The sequence below is a fragment of the Psychrobacter sp. TS_SC_6 genome (genome assembly GCF_056156305.1).
Genome location: NZ_CM149590.1, coordinates 1,698,280 through 1,714,682, shown reverse-complemented (window position 1 = coordinate 1,714,682; position 16,403 = coordinate 1,698,280). Strand labels below are relative to the sequence as shown.

Here is a 16,403-nt window from a genome sequence, read left to right as displayed (position 1 = left end):
ATATTATGTCAGCTCGCGAGCAAGGTATCGTTAAGTGGTTTAATGACTCAAAAGGCTTTGGTTTCATTCAACGTGATAGCGGAGAAGATATTTTTGTCCATTTCCGCGCGATCCAAGGTGATGGTTATCGCTCTCTAAAAGACGGCGAAAAAGTTGAGTTCAGTGTGGTAGAAGGTGATAAGGGTCTACAAGCTGAAGAAGTCAGAAAAGTAGAAGAGTAATCGTAACAGTCATTCGTGCAGTTTAGCTATAATGTCTGTACAAACTACTGATATACTACTGAGTCAAGCCTGTCCTGTCTTACTTATGCTGATTTTAACGCAGTATACTTGGTAAGCATCGACATAGGGCTTGGCTTTTTTATGCTTATCAGTTCTATAGGGCTTGCCTGCTGGTTAATAGATAAAATAGACCATTTATAAACCCTGCCGTTGCTTACTTATTTTTAATCTCTCATTGATAAATGATACACAAACGATTTATATAAAAGGATATTTTTTTGAGTAACTTTACGACGTTTACGGATTTGCCACTTTCAGCAGTGACCTTGCGTGCAGTAAGTGAATTAGGTTTTACTGAATTGACGCCGATTCAAGCAAAAATACTGCCGCATACGCTGGCAAATCAAGATGCGATCGGACAGGCGCAGACGGGTACGGGCAAGACGGCTACATTTTTATTGACCATTATGGAGGCGTTACTTAAGCGTCCATTTGCTGCTGATGAAGAACGTCATTTAGGTGAGCCCCGTGCTGTCGTCATGGCACCCACCCGTGAGCTTGCTCAGCAAATATTCGATGATTGTATCGCTTTGACCAAATATACTTCTTTGCATAGCGTCTGTATTATGGGTGGTACCAATTATGAAACCCAGCAGCATGAGCTTGAGCGTCAATACGTCGATATCTTGATTGCCACACCTGGACGTTTGATTGATTTGATGCACAAAGGTATGGTTTATTTAGACCGCGTAGAGGTGCTAGTATTAGACGAAGCAGACCGCATGCTCGATATGGGTTTTATCCCTGACATCAAGCGTTTGGTCAGTCGTATGCCGCCCAATACCGACCGTCAAAGTTTACTCTTTTCAGCTACCTTTAATCAAGATGTAATGGGTTTGGCTTATCGCTGGTTACATGAGCCAGAGTTTGTCGAGATCGAGCCTGAGCATAAGACCAGTGAGCTGGTAGAGCAGCATTTTTATCTCTTAACCGAAGATCAGAAGCTAGAAGCGGTTGAGCGTATTATCACGGATAGTATGGTAGAGAAGGTAATTGTTTTTGCCAATCGTAAAGACCAAGTAAAGCGCCTATATCATAAGCTGCGTCAGGGACATAAAATTGTTATGTTATCCGGCGATGTGATTCAGCAAAAACGTGAAAAGTATCTGCAGCGCTTTAAAGATGGTCATGCATCTGTGTTGGTTGCAACCGATGTCGCAGGGCGCGGTATTCATGTGGATGATGTCAGTCATGTGATTAACTACACCTTACCAGATCAGCCGGACGATTACGTGCACCGTATCGGTCGTACGGGTCGCGCTGGACAAACCGGTATCAGTATTAGCTTTGTCAGTGAAGATGATGCTTTTAATATACCTGCTTTAGAGAAGCATCTGGATACAAAGTTTAAACTTGAGCAGTGGCAGCCTGAATAAGATTTTTTAATCAAGCTCTAATGTCTTTAAACAGTAAAAAGCCCTTAATCATTGATTAAGGGCTTTTTTATATGTCTGTTTTTAGATAACATTTATTTGAAAGGATAGGCAACAGCAATGAGTTAGTGCGGATGTTCCATATTTGCTGAGTCGTTATCCATATTATGCATACTATGGTCCATCTGACTCATATCGTGGTGAGTGGTATTATCCGTATCACTCATCATCATAGTATGGTCACCGTGATCCATGCCCATGCTATGACCGCCACTATGTTCACCATGCATACTGGACATGGCGATAGGAACGAAGACCACCGCCAAACCTGATAATACCATTACAGCACCATTAAGCTGTCTTAGGCGAAAACGTCCAATTTTATCTCGTAACCAGCCGACGGTCTCATGAGTAGCGACTAGCATCGGCACAGTTCCTAAGCCAAAGACGAACATCAAGGCAGCCCCGCTAAGTGGGTTGTGCGCGACCACAGCGATAAGTAGGGCGCCATAGACTAAGCCACAAGGTAAGAATCCCCATAGAAGACCGGCAGACAATGCTCGCGGAAAAGTATTGAGTGGAAATACTTTTTGACGAATAGGGCTTAAGTATTGCCAAAATCGCATACCAAAACGCTCAAGTCTCTTTAAGAATGGTGCACCAAACATGGTCATGCCGACGAACACCAATACCAAACCGAGCAAAATACGCGGTGCACTATTGCCTTGCATCAACGGTTGTAATACGGCAGTACCTAACAGTCCTGCGATCAAACCCAAAAATGCGTAGCTGGTTAAGCGACCGAAATGATAGGTCGCCACCAATGCACGGCGCTTGGCGGGGCTGACATCCTTCATCGACAGACCAAAGGCAGTCACTAAGCCGCCACACATACCTAAGCAATGCGGTGAACCAAAAAAACCCATTAATAATGCCGCAACGAGTAAAGCTGTGGTCATGGGAAGGTACTCCTAAAAATGGTAAAAAGCGTACCGACTTATCACTCTCTTATGCAGATAGAATAAGTGGGTAACGCATTAGTAAGATAGCCTAAGGCTATGTTTTTGAGTTCTTGTCTGTATCAGAGAGAGAAGTTGCAGTAATATCCGCATTATTTAGCTTATTGGATTCTTTTTCAATCGAAGTAGTAGCGCTCACTTCTTTTACTTCTTGAACAGGCGTTACATTTTCTTGAGTTTGTATGACTTGTCGACGTTCTTGGCGATCTTCTAAAATAATGCGCTGGGAGGCGTTATCCAAATCCTCAAATTGATTGGATTTGACCGCATAACGTACTGCCCAAATCGCGACCACAAACAGCATGAGACTTAATGGAATTAATAAAAATATACTGAGCATGGTCCCTCTCTTTAATCGCAGTTTCTTTTACTATTATACACCGGTTCTCAGAGTGATGGTTGAGCTGTAAGGACAAAGGTAAAGGGTAGATACAGATACCAGAATATTTGCCAAAATGTGCTCATAAATCCTAGTCATTAGCCGTTTTGGCTACCTTGCCTCTTGGGGTCAATAGCTGCTGCGATGTTACTTCTTTAGCTTGGCGGCAATTTGCTTGAGGGCGTATTACATCGCGTAGGTAGGCAGCAACCTCATAAACCGCCCGCCGAGAATGGCTTAAATTTTGTGCTGGTTCCCTCCAGTCACGTCTGGCAGGTAAAGGGGCATTGATTGCTGTGCTGTTGATACCGTTTAACGCAAACTGTCTGCGAGCACGCGCCATATGATAGCTGTCGGTGATAAGATAGACATGATGCAGAGGGATACGTTTTGCCGTAAATCGCGCATTCTCGCAAGTATTCATACTGGCGTTTTCGCTGATTAACCCATCAATACCATGCTCAATCAGCCATTGACCAAGCCAAGGCGCTTCAGCACCGCTGAGTACAATGGGCAGAGGAAGGTCATGGTAAGCGGTGGCGGCAGCACGGGCACGATTAAGGCTGTAGCGATTGAGGATAATTTGATTATTGTTATCATTGGTCAGACCGCCACCCAATACCACATAAGCGGTAGGCGGCGAACTCATCGCAACAGGTGGTATTTTTGGTAGCGGTAAATGAGCCAATATATAGACTACTGCTTGAGAAAATAGCGGCGTGAATAAACTGATGAGGACTAAGATAACAGTCGTGGCACCCAGCAAAAACGTGGCATTGATAATACGAAACAGCTTGATCATACGCTCAGCTGAATGTAAATAATGTCTCCATAGGCGATTAGACCATGACTGCTTAGACCACATGCTCATCGTATCCAATGGAGCCATCGGCATTTACCCATACTGGCTCACGCGATAGTTGAATCGCAAATTTCTCATAGACGGTATCTATAATATATTTTTGAGCCGCGGCGACATCTTGTTTGGTAGCAATATACGGCGCGTGATTGGTCAATACTAGCGCTTGCTGCTGATGGGTAAAAATAGGCTCTATACCGCCGCCTTTTAGACCCGCTTGTTCGATAAGCCAACCAGCTGCCACTTTAGTCATTGCGTCAGGCATTGGGTAGCCAACGATAGTAGGATAGGAGGATTGTAGCGTAGCAAATTGATCTTGAGGGATAATAGGATTTTGAAAAAAGCTGCCGCAATTTGGTAATTGCTTCGGGTCAGGCAGCTTTTGCTGACGAATATCAATGATGGCATGCATGACATCAGCGGGCGTCGGCTTGGTGCGACCTTGCTGTGTGGCATAACTCTGTGCGACGGTCTGTACATCGCCATAGCTTGCCAGTACCTTTGTCGCATCAGTATGCAATCTAAAACTCACACGGCTGATTAGCCACGTATTCGACTGACGTTTAAACATACTATCACGATAGCCGAAATCGCAGTCGACTGCGGTCAAATCATGCCACGTTTGACTTGGCAGATGGTAAGCACGTACAGACTGTAAGCAGTCTTCTAGCTGAACACCATAAGCGCCGATATTTTGTATGGGAGCGGCACCAGTAAGACCAGGTATTAGAGCAAGGTTTTCAAGACCATACCAGCCTTGAGTGACCGTATGTACCACCAAGTCATGCCAGTTTTCACCTGCCATTACCTCGATATCGACATGAGAATCTGTTTGCGCTGTCACCTGTATACCACGCATTTGTGGTCGTAAAATAATCGCATTGAGCTTTGCTGGTAGTAGCACATTGCTACCGCCGGACAAGACAAACAATGGCTTTCTATGCTGAGTATCTTGCTCATAATATGCCATAAACTCATCAAGCTGTACCTCATCCATTAAGGTAATTACAGAGTCAGCCATACACGCCAAAGCCATGGTGTTGCTATGAGACAAATCAGCTACGTTATCAGGTAAAGTATGTGGTGCAATGGGTTTAGAGCATAAAGCTGAAGTCATAACATAGCCTATGGGGCAAGTAAACAAAAAGTCATATGGTATTTATTATAAAGGATGCTAGGTATAAAGGTAGCAAAAATATGGCGCCTTATGATTGCTATATCTTCCAGCTTTCAATCCAAGCTTGTGCACTTGATTCGATACGCTCGATTACCTCTTCAAAAGCATCGCCATCACCAGTGTATGGGTCTGGCACATCATCACCGCCGTAAGTGGGATCTTCCTCACTAAATAAAGCCAATTTGGCTAATTTTGTATCGGTATTTGTTATACCATTTTTAATACTTTGCAAGTCTGCTAAATTTTGTGCATCCATCGCCAAGATTAAATCAAAATCGCGAAAGTCATCAGCACTGACTTGGCGCGCGACCAATTTATTGATGTTGTAACCATGAGCTTTAGCGTGACGCTGCGCGCGCTCATCAGGTGCATGCCCAATATGCCAATCACCAGTGCCTGCCGAATCTACCTTCATCGACAGCCCTGCAATCGCTGCTTGCTGACGAAAAATCTCTTCAGCAGTTGGTGAACGGCAGATATTCCCCAAACAGACCAATAATACAGATGACGGAGTAGACGCTTTGATGGGCATATAATGACCTTTTGTCGCAATAAAAAACATGCTATCAAAATCAACACTAGAAATGTGATTTATAAGCATGCCATAGAGTGTAAGTTAATGGGTGATAGCGTAACGGTTAATACCTTGAATGGCAAGGGCAGAGAGTAAACAATAGGGTCAGCAATTCATGCATACCTGCTAGCCGTATTATCACTTAAGATGAGGCGGTGTTATTGCGGATACCAACAGAGCTAATCTTGATTGCTTTTAAAACGATGTAAATCGCGGCGCTCTTTTTTATTGGGTTTGTTGTCTGGACGAGCAAGGTTGGCAAGTTTACGCTGCTCGGCATAATAGTCACGGCGAGCAATGCTTTCTTCAGTTTCTGAATACAATACTTCAGCTGCTGTTGCATTACCGCGTTGCGCCGTTAGTGCTTCAACAATGACTGTCTTTTCAGTCATGGCAGTGGCTGAGCCTTGACGAATCTGCAATTCATCGCCAACAGTAATCTCTTTACTGGTCTTTGCGCGGCTACCTGCGTAATGCACGCGCCCGCTTTCGATGGCTTCTTTGGCAAGAGTGCGAGTGCGGTAAAATCGTGCAGCCCATAACCATTTATCAAGACGCATACGAACAGCATCAGGATTGCTATGATTGGGCTGATTGTGGTTTTTATTATGTTTACTCATCAAAACCTCATAGATATCAATAACGTAAGATTATAATGGTGGTATTTTTAATAATTAAAAGAGCATTAACCGATTAACATCGTTTTTGTCATTGAAGTTATTGACACCACTGCTGTTCACAAGGTATGCCATCATTATTGCCGTCCATTTTCGTATTAGGGCAATGTTGTATAAGGTAAGTGGCTTCTGTGCATTATGTCATTTGGGAGCAATGCTTTCTGCCACTGATGAATTGATAGTCTACATTTATTTTTATTTTAAAAACAACTGATAACCAACATTATCATTAAGCATGGTGCAGTCGTAACCGATATCGAGCAGCGCATCTTGTAGCTGGCGAGAATTACCCTCAGAAGCTTGTAGACCGACTAATACTCGACCTTCAGCAGCGCCATGATTGCGATAATGGAACAGGGTAATATTAAAATCGTCACCTAATTTTTCTAAAAAGGTCAATAACGCACCTGGACGCTCTGGAAAAGTGACTTGTAATAACTGCTCGTTTTCGATATGAGCATGACCACCAATCAAATGACGGATATGTGATTTGGCAATATCGTCATCGGTTAAGTCGTGTGCTGTATAGCCGTCAGCTTCCAATTGCGTACGGATGGTTTGACGCTCTTTATCGCCTTCTTTTAATGCAATACCGACGAAGATTGCCGCAGGTTCCATAGAGTCAGGTGATTTTTTACTATCAGCGCGGTAATTAAACTCAGTGATATTACGACCATGTAAGCTACGGCAGAAGTTTAAGAAAGCGCCAGTCTGCTCAGGGATCGTCACGCCAAAGATGGCTTCTTTTTTCTCACCAATCTCAGTACGTTCAGCGATATAGCGCAAACGGTCAAAGTTCATATTGGCACCGCAGATAATGCCAACGCAGTTTTTGCCTTGTAGATTATGAGCATCGATGTATTTTTTCATCCCAGCAACCGACAGCGCGCCTGCAGGCTCAACGATACTGCGGTTCTCTTCAAAGATATCTTTGACAGCGGCACAGACTTCATCATTGGTACAAGTAACGACTTCAGGCTCGACCACAGGGCCTGATTTATCGCTTTTTTGCATACGCACCACGTCAAACGGCAGCTCGCCAATCTGTGCTACTGCCACACCATCTACGAATAATCCGACTTGCTCAAGCTTAACGCGTTCGCCTGTTTCAAGTGCTGCCTTTAAGCAGGCAGATTGGTCAGCTTCTACAGCGATGACTTTGACATGCGGGGCAACTTCGCCCAAAAACGCAGCGACGCCAGAAATCAGACCGCCACCACCAACTGCCACAAAAACATAATCCATATTTCGCCATTGCTGGGTGAGCTCAAGCCCGATGGTACCTTGTCCGGCAATCACCAGCTCGTCATCGTATGGCGGGATAAAAGTCAGACCTTCACGCTCAGCGCGATTGATTGCATAGCGGTTCGCTTCATCAAAGCTATCGCCATATAAGTCTACATTGCCACCTAGTGCTCTAACCGCGTCGACTTTGATATCAGGGGTGGTGGTTGGCATAACGATGATGTTGTTAAGCGATAATTTGCGAGCAGAATAAGCAACGCCTTGTGCGTGGTTGCCAGCTGAGGCACAAATCACCCCTCGTGCTTTTTGCTCATCACTCAATTGGCTAATACGGTTATAAGCACCGCGTAACTTAAAGGATTTGACCGGCTGCAAATCTTCGCGTTTGAAGCGAATGTCATTGGCAAAACGTTGGGTCAACTTGGGTGCCGCTTCAAGTGGTGTTTGAATAGCAACGTCATAGACAGTGGCTTGCAGAATGGCTCGTACCCAGTGTGACAGCATAGTGTTTCCTAAACAAATTATGAATATAAAAAGTGAAATAGATTAGCCTATGCTGATTTTGATTGTCTTGCAAGACACAATTACAGTTTTTGTGGTGATTGGCTGTTTTGATGAGTGTCAACGAGTCTGGTATAAAAAACCTCTTGCGAAAGTCATAGGTTAAGCTCGGAATTAACGATACCAGCAAACAGCTTCATTCTAAGATCATAGCGCTGACGACGGTTGCGATATTTATGAGCCACGATTTTGAACAATTTGATTAAGCCTATTTTGTGCTCAACCATAATACGGAACTTTGCCAGATAATGATTCGCCTGTTTGCATATCTCTAATAACTGACCACCACGAGGTTTTTTAAATGGCGTGAAGGTTTGGTTATGTAGTTTTGCTATACCTTGATAACCACTATCTGCTAGATAGTTAGTATTTTCAGGTAACCAGTCAGGACAAGTATCTTTATAGAGCTTAAAATCGTGGATTGACCCTTTGCAGGTTTGCACATCAAGTATCAAGCCTGTTTGCCAATGAACGATAACCTGCGCTTTTAATGTGTGCTGTTTTTTCTTACCGCTGTAGTAGTCGCTTTGGTTTTTTTTGGACGCTCAATTGGGGTTTCGGTCGCATCAACGATGACTACCCGCCAATTGATATCGTCATCGACGCGACATGGCAGCTTTTTGGGCAGTTCAAACTTGCCTGAATCAACCAGTACGTCTTCTACTTTACGAATAATGCGGCTGGCAGAAGACTCATGAATACCAAAGTCCATACTGATGTGGTATAGCGTTCGGTATTCACGCCAATAAGTAAGGGCCAGTAATATTTGTTCCTCAAGACTAAGCGCACTGGGTCTGCCTGATTTGGTCTTAGATAATTCATGCTCTTGCATAGCATCCAGCATTTCATGAAAGGTGGCTTTATGGATGCCAGTATAGCGTTTAAAACCAGCGTCACTTTGTTTGAGTAGCTTATCTATGTTTGGCATGGTTCCTAGCCAGTTATGAATGTATTAGTTATTTTAATTCCCTCTGCTACTTTTGCAAGAGGTCTAAACTTTTTATAAAAGTTTTGTCTAAAAATCTTGAGTTATTTCCATATGTCTGTATTATTGGACATATGGAAATAACTACTGCTATCGCAAGCTTTGCTGCGCTCTCTCAAGATACTCGTCTAAAAGCCTTTCGGTTGCTTGTCAGTCAAGAACCTGATGGCCTGCCTGCGGGTGAAATCGCTCGTCAACTGTCCGTGCCGCATAACACGATGTCAGTGCATTTGTCTGTATTGGCACGCGCAGGGTGGGTGGTCTCAAAAAGACACAGCCGGCAGATCATCTATCGCGCGTCGCTATCTCATATGGAGGCTGTGGTTCAGTTTTTATTGCAAGACTGCTGTGCAGGACATCCAGAATTACGTGCGTCGTTGCTGGAGAGTTTGAGCGGATGCGAAAGCATGTCATCCAATTGCAATATAGTTAGGTCAACATAACTATTATATTTCAACGCTGAACTGGTATAAATTTTTCTTGCTTGCTGTGCCTTCGCAGACAGAGGCTGCGAAAAATTCATCCCAGTCCCACTGGCTCATTTCTATACTGAACTCACTATAGTTAGGTCAACATAACTATATTTATAAAACAGACGAAATATATAAACCAAACCGATAAAACAAAGAGGTCGCGATGAAGCCATTAATTTTTCACAATCCTAACTGCGGTACGTCTCGTAATGTCTTAGCCATAATGAAAGCGTCAGGTGAGCACCCAGAAGTGGTGGAATATCTTAAAACCCCACCAGCTCGTGACTACTTGGTTGAGCTATTGGCAAAAATGGCAATCTCACCAAGAGAGCTATTACGCAGCAAAGAGCCGATCAATAATGAGCTGGGTTTGGATGATCCTAATCTTTCTGATGATCAAATCATTGACGCGATGATTGCGCATCCGATTTTAATCAACCGTCCTATCGTACTCACTGATAAAGGCGCTGCATTATGCCGTCCCTCAGAGCGTGTGTTTGAGTTATTAGAAAACCCTGTCAGCAGCTTTACGAAAGAAGATGGAGAGGTTGTTCATCCTAATAAAGGCTAAAGACAACCAAGTGACCCTAGCATTTAAATCTAACAAACTACAGACCACAGAGTTAGAAAATATGAATATTGATGACTTACCCAATATTGATCCGGACTATATACAGCCGATTGATATTGAATCCTTGATTGGTAAAAATGACCCGCGTCATCCTCCTAAGATATTGGTCTTGTACGGCTCTTTACGCACGCGCTCTTTTTCTAAGCTGGCGGCGCAAGAGGCAAGCCGGTTACTGCGCTGGTATGGCTGCGAGGTAGAAATGTTTGATCCGTCAGGCCTACCGCTGCCTGATGACGCAGACGCCGAGCATCCCAAAGTACAAGAGCTGCGTGAATTGGCGATGTGGTCAGAGGGCATGCTTTGGGTCAGTCCGGAACGTCATGGCAGTATGACCAGTATCATGAAAGCACAAATTGACTGGATACCGTTGTCATCTGGTGCTGTGCGCCCGACCCAAGGAAAAACGCTCGCTGTGATGCAAGTTAGTGGAGGCAGTCAGAGCTTTAATACAGTCAATCAACTGCGTATTCTCGGTCGTTGGATGCGCATGATTACCATACCCAATCAATCGTCTATTCCAAAGGCTTTTTTAGAGTTCAACGATGATGATCGTATGGATATGTCTCCCTTATATCTGCGTATTGTTGATGTCTGTGAAGAGCTGGTAAAGTTCACTTGGCTCACACGTGGACGCTCTGCCTATCTGACTGACCGTTATTCAGAACGCGTAGAAAGCGCCGAAGCACTCTCGCACCGCGTCAATCAAAAATCGATTTAGTCTCTTTGCCATATTTAAAGGTTAAAATTGGCTAGGACGCATCCTCATTTTTATTACTATTTTTAAAATGAGGGCACGCCCTGAACTACATTGAGTCTGCTTAAATAAAGGTGTTCAATGCTTGCATTTATTATTTTTATCATAACGTTGGTTCTGGTCATATGGCAGCCCAAAGGTTTGGGTATTGGCTGGAGTGCGCTTGGCGGCGCATTGGTCGCTTTGGCTTTTGGTGTGGTGCAATGGGCTGATGTGAGCGTTGTTTGGGATATTGTTTGGGACGCGACCTTTACCTTTGTAGGACTTATTATCATCTCACTCATTTTAGACAAAGCAGGGTTTTTTGGGTGGTCAGCGCTGCATGTGGCGAGGCTGGGTAATGGGCAAGGGCGCTTACTGTTTCCTATGATTGTGATTTTGGGGGCGTTTATCTCGGCATTTTTTGCCAATGATGGCGCGGCTTTATTACTAACACCCATTGTCATTGCCATTTTACTGCGCCTTAAATTCTCCCCACCATCGGCGCTGGCTTTTATTATAGCCACTGGATTCATTGCTGATACGGCAAGCTTGCCGCTGGTGACGTCGAATTTGGTCAATATCGTCAGTGCCAACTATTTTGATATTGGCTTTGGGCGTTATGCAGCGGTCATGGTGCCCGTTAATATCGTCTCTGTTATCGCGACGTTGGCAGTGTTATGGGTGGTATATGCCCGCCACATTCCAAAGCACTATTCAATGGATAATCTGAGTGCGCCAGCATCGGCTATCGAAGATCCGTTGGTTTTTAAGGCGGCGTTTCCATTATTGGGCTTATTGCTTATTGCTTATTTTTCTACCGAGTCGTTAGGGATACCTATTTCTTTGGTCACTGGCGCTGCGGCGTTGCTACTCATGGCAATCGCTGGTCGCTGGTGGCAAGGTGGACGCGGGGCGGTTGTTTCCGTACGTGATGTCGTGCGTAATGCACCTTGGCAAATTGTCCTGTTTTCAATCGGTATGTACTTAGTCGTGTATGGTTTGGGCAATGCTGGCTTGACCGATTATGGCGCACAAGTCTTGAACTGGCTGGGACAGCAAGGCATTGTTATTGCAACTGTAGGGACAGGGTTTTTGTCTGCTATCGTGGCTTCTATTATGAATAATATGCCGTCGACACTAGTAGGCGCACTCGCTATCGATAGCGCACAGGTGCCTGAGGCGACTCGAGAGCTGATGATCTATGCCAATGTGATTGGTAATGATTTGGGGCCAAAGTTTACGCCTATTGGTAGTCTTGCAACCCTGCTATGGTTACATGTATTGGCCGAAAAGGACTACAAAATCAGCTGGGGGCAGTATATGAAAATTGGTCTGCTCATTACGCCACCAGTATTGCTCGCCACACTGCTTACCTTGGTATTTTGGTTGCCGTATCTATCTGGCTTTTAACAAATTGATAAGAGGAAGGGCTATTAGAATAAGGATTACGCTGACATCCAATGAAGTCATCGGTTATAATAGCCGCGCATTTTAGCCTTTTACTTTTTTTAAGGCGATACATTTATTTTACCAAGGATTTATGATGAGTGATCAGCAAGCCCAAAAGCAAGCCGCCGCCAATGCTGCGTTAAACTATATCGAAGATGATATGATACTTGGCGTAGGAACGGGTAGTACGGTCAACTGTTTGATTGAGTTGTTGCCGACACTCAAGCTTGCTGGCGCGGTTGCAAGCTCACAAGTGACAGAAGATAGACTACGGGCGCTGGGTATTGAGATAGTGGATTTAAACTTTGCAGGTACGCTTGATGTTTATATCGATGGTGCTGATGAAGTCAATGAGCACCTACAATTGATAAAAGGCGGCGGCGGTGCACTCACTCGCGAGAAAATCGTGGCAGCAGCCTCAAATAAATTTGTGTGCATGGTAGATGCCAGTAAAAGTGTTGAGATATTAGGGCGCGCGTTTCCAGTGCCGATAGAAGTATTGCCACAGGCACGTTCTTATGTGGCGCGGCAATTGGCGCAATTGGGCGGTGAGCCAGTCTACCGTGAAGACTTTGTCACCGATTATGGCAATGTGATTTTGGATACGTATGATTTGGATGTCAGTGATCCAATAGCGCTTGAAAAAACACTCAACAATATCGTGGGTGTGGTATGTAATGGTATCTTTGCTGCCAATCAAGCCGATGTGTTGTTAAAAGCCAGTAGTAATGGGGTAGAGACATTGCTCCGTTAATCGATGGCCAATGCTTGGATATAAAAAAAGGCAAAGCACATTTATAGTGTTTTGCCTTTTTAATATAGTCAAAGAACTCATAAATCGCCACACAGCCATAAGAAATAGAAGAACAAAGTATCAACACAATCTAACCGCCACTCTTTACGTTTTTGTTTGACCCAAGCCCACATCTGCTCGATAGGATTTAAGTCAGGACTATAAGGTGGTAACCATAAAATAGCGTGACCAGCACTTTCTATGAGTTCAGTTATGTCTTTTCGCTTATGGAATGTTGCGTTATCCATAATGATCACGCTGTCTTTCGGTAGGCTTGGTAGCAGCAGTTGTTCAATCCAACTATGGAATACATCACTATTGACACTGCGATCATAGAGTCCAACAGCGAACAGCTGGTTATTGTAAATAGCACCTATTGCATTGGTTTGGTTTTTAAGCTGCCAGTTGTATTGTCCAAAGCATTTTTTACCTCTCTCAGAGTAACCATGAGGTCTGTTCTCATGAGACTTAAAGCCACTTTCATCAAGGTAGATGACGGGTCTGCCCTCAAGCTCAAACTGTCTTAAGTGTTCAAGAAATATAAGACGTTTTTCATCATCCGCTTTTGGATGCATTAAGCTCTTTTTTTTGAGTGATGCTGATGCGCTTCAAGGCGATGCCTATCGCTCTTTGAGTGCAGTTAAAACGCCGAGCTCGCTCGTGCTGATAGTCATCAGGATGAGCGGCTACATCGGCTCTCAGTAACTCATCGTTTATCTTAGTTGGGGTAAATTGACGTTTTTTACGCTCAGGATATGTTTTCCAACGCTGGATGGTGTTGGTGCTAATTTGATACGCCTCTGCAAGTTGTCGAATGCTATAGCCTTCTTCAAGCTTGCACAGTATCAGTTGTCGGTAGTCTTTTGAGTATGCCATATTATATACTGTAGCGGATTTATGTTTCTTTTACTATATCTATGACTGTATAAACAGCTTTTGAAAAATGGTACCTATATTTTGATTTTGTCTTTTAGCAAAAACTCCATCAAGGCTTTTTGCGCATGTAAGCGGTTTTCTGCTTCGTCCCACACCACTGAACGTGGATCGTCAAGCATATCATGAGAGATCTCTTCACCACGATGCGCAGGTAAGCAGTGCATAAACACCACTTCAGAATCGGCTTTATCTAGCAGTGATGGTGTCACTTGATAAGAGGAAAAACGACGCGCACGCGTGTTTTGTTCAGACTCTTGTCCCATGCTTGCCCACACATCAGTCACAATTAAGTGAGCGTCTTTTGCAGCTTCTTGTACGTTTTCAACGATACTCACGCAATGTGAGAAGCGTTTCATCAGCTCAGGGTCAGGCTCAAAGCCATAAGGCGCTGCTACTCGTAGCTCAAAGTCAAACTGATTGGCAGCTTGCATATAGGATGCACACATATTGTTGCCATCACCGACCCAAGTGACGATTTTATTTTCGATACTACCGCGATGCTCGTAGTAAGTTTGCATATCAGCCAACAACTGGCAGGGATGAAATTCATCCGTTAAGGCATTAATGATTGGTACGCTTGAGTATTTTGCAAAGGTTTCGACTTTTTCGTGACCAAAGGTGCGAATCATAATGATATCGACCATGCTAGAGATAACGCGCGCTGAATCCTCAATTGGCTCACCACGTCCAAGTTGGGTATCATTTGGCGATAAGAAGATAGCGCTACCACCAAACTGTCCCATGCCAGTTTCAAACGAGATACGCGTGCGGGTGGATGACTTCTCAAATATCATACCGAGCGTACGACCAACAAAGGGCTGGTATATCTCGCCTACATGTTGCATATGACGCAATTCGCTGGCGCGTTTGATGAGATTTTCTAGCTCTTGTTTGGTTAAATCAGATAGGGTCAAAAAATGGCGCAAACTCATAGCAATCCTAGCAGTCGAACAAAGTCAATGGAAATGATACGTTATCAACCGGCAATGATATCGCGTCAATGCGTATACTGGAATGACAACAAACTTTTAGTATAGCGCAATTACTCTCAATGTAAATGTCCAATTTGCCATGATTTATCAGTCATGCAAACCTGCATTCAATGAAATATTATATGATTTGATGATTATATCTATATACGATTTGGGCGTACGCTTAGACGACATAGTAGCTCATAGCCAATCGTATCAGCATGGGTGGCAACTTCATCAACGTGCGGTGTATCACCCCATAATACGACCTTGCTATTTAAAGCGCTGCTCTCTGGTACAGCGCTCACATCGATGACAATCATATCCATGGCGACGCGCCCAATCACTGCACATGCGTAGCGTTGCTGATTTATGGCGTCAATGACTGAAACATAAGCATCCTCATTGACAACGCGGGGATATCCATCACCATAACCAATACTAACAAGAGCCGTTTTAACGTCTTGCTGAGCTATCCAACGGCTGCCATAACCGATGGCGTCGCCAGCTTGTACGGTCTGCAAGGCAATAATTTGTGCGCTAAATTCCATGGCTGGCTGCAAATTTAGCGTATATGCGCTTTGGTCGATAACAGGCGCACTGCCATATAGCATAATGCCTGGACGTACCCAATCATGATGATGCTCTGGGAAATTAACGATACCAGCAGAGTTGCACAACGATCCTTTAATATTAGTACTGATTGTTTGTCGTAAAGTACTTAGCATGTCATTAAAACGCTGGATTTGTATGGCATTTAATGGGTGATCTTGATTGTCAGCATTGGCAAAATGGGTGGTCAAAATCAGCTGATAGCCAGCATCATGCAGAGATTTTGCGGCTGAAATAAGCGTTTGGTTATTAAAACCTAAACGATTCATACCCGTATTGTACTTTATCCAAACCACTCGAGTGGCGCTATTAACAGGTGGTATTTGCTCTAATGCCCACTCCAATTGCGGCGCATGATGAATCACGCAACTGATATCATGCTCAATTGCTTGTCGCCATTCATCAACAGTAAAGGCCCCTTCAACAAGACCAATGATTTTATCCCAGCCCAATTGCCGTGCTTCTAACGCTTCTCTTAAAGTAGCGACGCCGATACCGTCTGCTTGCTGTAACGCTGGTAGGACGGCGGCGACGCCATGTCCATAGGCATTGGCTTTTACCATAGCAAGGACGTTAGATTTTGGTGCTAACGCTTTTACTTGATTAAGATTATGAGTAATAGCGTCAGGATTAATAGTGATTGTGCGCATAATCGTCTTCTTTTTAGCAAAG

The 16,403-nt window shown here is 44.1% G+C and carries 20 protein-coding genes and 1 pseudogene; 7 read left to right on the top strand and 14 right to left on the bottom strand.

Annotated elements, in window-relative coordinates:
* Positions 1-5 precede the first annotated feature (5 nt).
* Together AC0J5Y_RS07225 and AC0J5Y_RS07220 are read left to right on the top strand one after the other, a co-directional pair.
* A complete protein-coding gene (locus AC0J5Y_RS07225; RefSeq protein WP_011513806.1) occupies positions 6-221 on the top strand; it encodes a cold-shock protein in 216 nt (71 codons plus the stop codon).
* A 278-nt stretch (positions 222-499) separates the two neighbouring features.
* Positions 500-1,657, top strand: coding sequence for a DEAD/DEAH box helicase (locus AC0J5Y_RS07220; protein ID WP_475130077.1), 1,158 nt, complete (start codon positions 500-502; stop codon positions 1,655-1,657).
* A gap of 122 nt (positions 1,658-1,779) precedes the next feature.
* Here AC0J5Y_RS07220 and AC0J5Y_RS07215 read toward each other — a convergent pair whose 3' ends face one another.
* The 10 genes and pseudogenes from AC0J5Y_RS07215 to AC0J5Y_RS07170 form a co-directional block, all read right to left on the bottom strand.
* On the bottom strand, positions 1,780-2,613 hold the full coding sequence (locus tag AC0J5Y_RS07215) for a sulfite exporter TauE/SafE family protein (RefSeq protein ID WP_475130076.1): 834 nt from the start codon (positions 2,611-2,613) through the stop codon (positions 1,780-1,782).
* A gap of 97 nt (positions 2,614-2,710) precedes the next feature.
* Positions 2,711-3,013 carry a cbb3-type cytochrome oxidase assembly protein CcoS gene (gene ccoS / locus AC0J5Y_RS07210; RefSeq protein WP_475130075.1) on the bottom strand — a complete coding sequence of 101 codons (303 nt, stop codon included), beginning with the start codon at positions 3,011-3,013 and terminating at the stop codon, positions 2,711-2,713.
* Positions 3,014-3,143: 130 nt separating this feature from the next.
* Positions 3,144-3,941 carry a YdcF family protein gene (locus AC0J5Y_RS07205; protein WP_475130074.1) on the bottom strand — a complete coding sequence of 266 codons (798 nt, stop codon included), beginning with the start codon at positions 3,939-3,941 and terminating at the stop codon, positions 3,144-3,146.
* On the bottom strand, positions 3,907-5,028 hold the full coding sequence (gene murB, locus AC0J5Y_RS07200) for a UDP-N-acetylmuramate dehydrogenase (protein ID WP_475130073.1): 1,122 nt from the start codon (positions 5,026-5,028) through the stop codon (positions 3,907-3,909). The genes AC0J5Y_RS07205 and murB overlap by 35 nt, the downstream gene beginning before the upstream one ends.
* Before the next feature lie 97 nt (positions 5,029-5,125).
* Positions 5,126-5,620, bottom strand: a complete 495-nt coding sequence (locus tag AC0J5Y_RS07195) for a low molecular weight protein-tyrosine-phosphatase (protein WP_475130072.1) — start codon at positions 5,618-5,620, stop codon at positions 5,126-5,128.
* A 221-nt stretch (positions 5,621-5,841) separates the two neighbouring features.
* Positions 5,842-6,282, bottom strand: a complete 441-nt coding sequence (locus tag AC0J5Y_RS07190) for an RNA-binding S4 domain-containing protein (protein WP_475130071.1) — start codon at positions 6,280-6,282, stop codon at positions 5,842-5,844.
* 97 nt (positions 6,283-6,379) lie between these two features.
* Complete coding sequence (locus AC0J5Y_RS07185; RefSeq protein ID WP_475132120.1) at positions 6,380-6,454, bottom strand: excalibur calcium-binding domain-containing protein; 75 nt, start codon at positions 6,452-6,454, stop codon at positions 6,380-6,382.
* Between the two features lie 80 nt (positions 6,455-6,534).
* Positions 6,535-8,088, bottom strand: a complete 1,554-nt coding sequence (gene ilvA / locus AC0J5Y_RS07180; protein ID WP_475130070.1) for a threonine ammonia-lyase, biosynthetic — start codon at positions 8,086-8,088, stop codon at positions 6,535-6,537.
* Between the two features lie 152 nt (positions 8,089-8,240).
* Positions 8,241-8,624, bottom strand: a pseudogene (locus tag AC0J5Y_RS07175) (transposase family protein); the annotation flags it as partial.
* Positions 8,625-8,632: 8 nt separating this feature from the next.
* Entirely contained in the window at positions 8,633-9,073 is a 441-nt protein-coding gene (locus AC0J5Y_RS07170; protein WP_475130068.1) for a transposase family protein, read from the bottom strand.
* A gap of 131 nt (positions 9,074-9,204) precedes the next feature.
* Here AC0J5Y_RS07170 and AC0J5Y_RS07165 point away from each other — a divergent pair, with 131 nt between their 5' ends.
* The 5 genes from AC0J5Y_RS07165 (at position 9,205) to rpiA (ending at position 13,173) form a co-directional block, all read left to right on the top strand.
* Positions 9,205-9,573: an ArsR/SmtB family transcription factor gene (locus AC0J5Y_RS07165; protein ID WP_475130067.1), complete on the top strand. Its 369-nt coding sequence runs from the start codon at positions 9,205-9,207 to the stop codon at positions 9,571-9,573.
* A gap of 193 nt (positions 9,574-9,766) precedes the next feature.
* Complete coding sequence (gene arsC, locus AC0J5Y_RS07160) at positions 9,767-10,174, top strand: arsenate reductase (glutaredoxin) (protein ID WP_475130065.1); 408 nt, start codon at positions 9,767-9,769, stop codon at positions 10,172-10,174.
* Between the two features lie 61 nt (positions 10,175-10,235).
* The gene (gene arsH, locus AC0J5Y_RS07155; protein ID WP_475132118.1) at positions 10,236-10,952 is read left to right on the top strand and encodes an arsenical resistance protein ArsH; all 717 of its coding nucleotides are present in this window, start codon (positions 10,236-10,238) and stop codon (positions 10,950-10,952) included.
* A gap of 117 nt (positions 10,953-11,069) precedes the next feature.
* Positions 11,070-12,380, top strand: a complete 1,311-nt coding sequence (locus AC0J5Y_RS07150; RefSeq protein WP_475130064.1) for an arsenic transporter — start codon at positions 11,070-11,072, stop codon at positions 12,378-12,380.
* Between the two features lie 133 nt (positions 12,381-12,513).
* Positions 12,514-13,173, top strand: a complete 660-nt coding sequence (gene rpiA / locus AC0J5Y_RS07145) for a ribose-5-phosphate isomerase RpiA (RefSeq protein ID WP_475130062.1) — start codon at positions 12,514-12,516, stop codon at positions 13,171-13,173.
* Positions 13,174-13,250: 77 nt separating this feature from the next.
* On the opposite strand, the gene AC0J5Y_RS07140 is transcribed toward rpiA, so the two are convergent.
* From AC0J5Y_RS07140 to alr, 4 genes are all read right to left on the bottom strand, one after another.
* Entirely contained in the window at positions 13,251-13,787 is a 537-nt protein-coding gene (locus AC0J5Y_RS07140) for an IS630 family transposase (RefSeq protein WP_475130061.1), read from the bottom strand.
* On the bottom strand, positions 13,768-14,088 hold the full coding sequence (locus tag AC0J5Y_RS07135) for an IS630 transposase-related protein (RefSeq protein ID WP_475130059.1): 321 nt from the start codon (positions 14,086-14,088) through the stop codon (positions 13,768-13,770). The genes AC0J5Y_RS07140 and AC0J5Y_RS07135 overlap by 20 nt, the downstream gene beginning before the upstream one ends.
* Before the next feature lie 74 nt (positions 14,089-14,162).
* A complete protein-coding gene (argF, locus tag AC0J5Y_RS07130; protein WP_475130058.1) occupies positions 14,163-15,080 on the bottom strand; it encodes an ornithine carbamoyltransferase in 918 nt (305 codons plus the stop codon).
* 200 nt (positions 15,081-15,280) lie between these two features.
* The gene (gene alr / locus AC0J5Y_RS07125; protein WP_475130057.1) at positions 15,281-16,381 is read right to left on the bottom strand and encodes an alanine racemase; all 1,101 of its coding nucleotides are present in this window, start codon (positions 16,379-16,381) and stop codon (positions 15,281-15,283) included.
* Positions 16,382-16,403 lie beyond the last annotated feature (22 nt).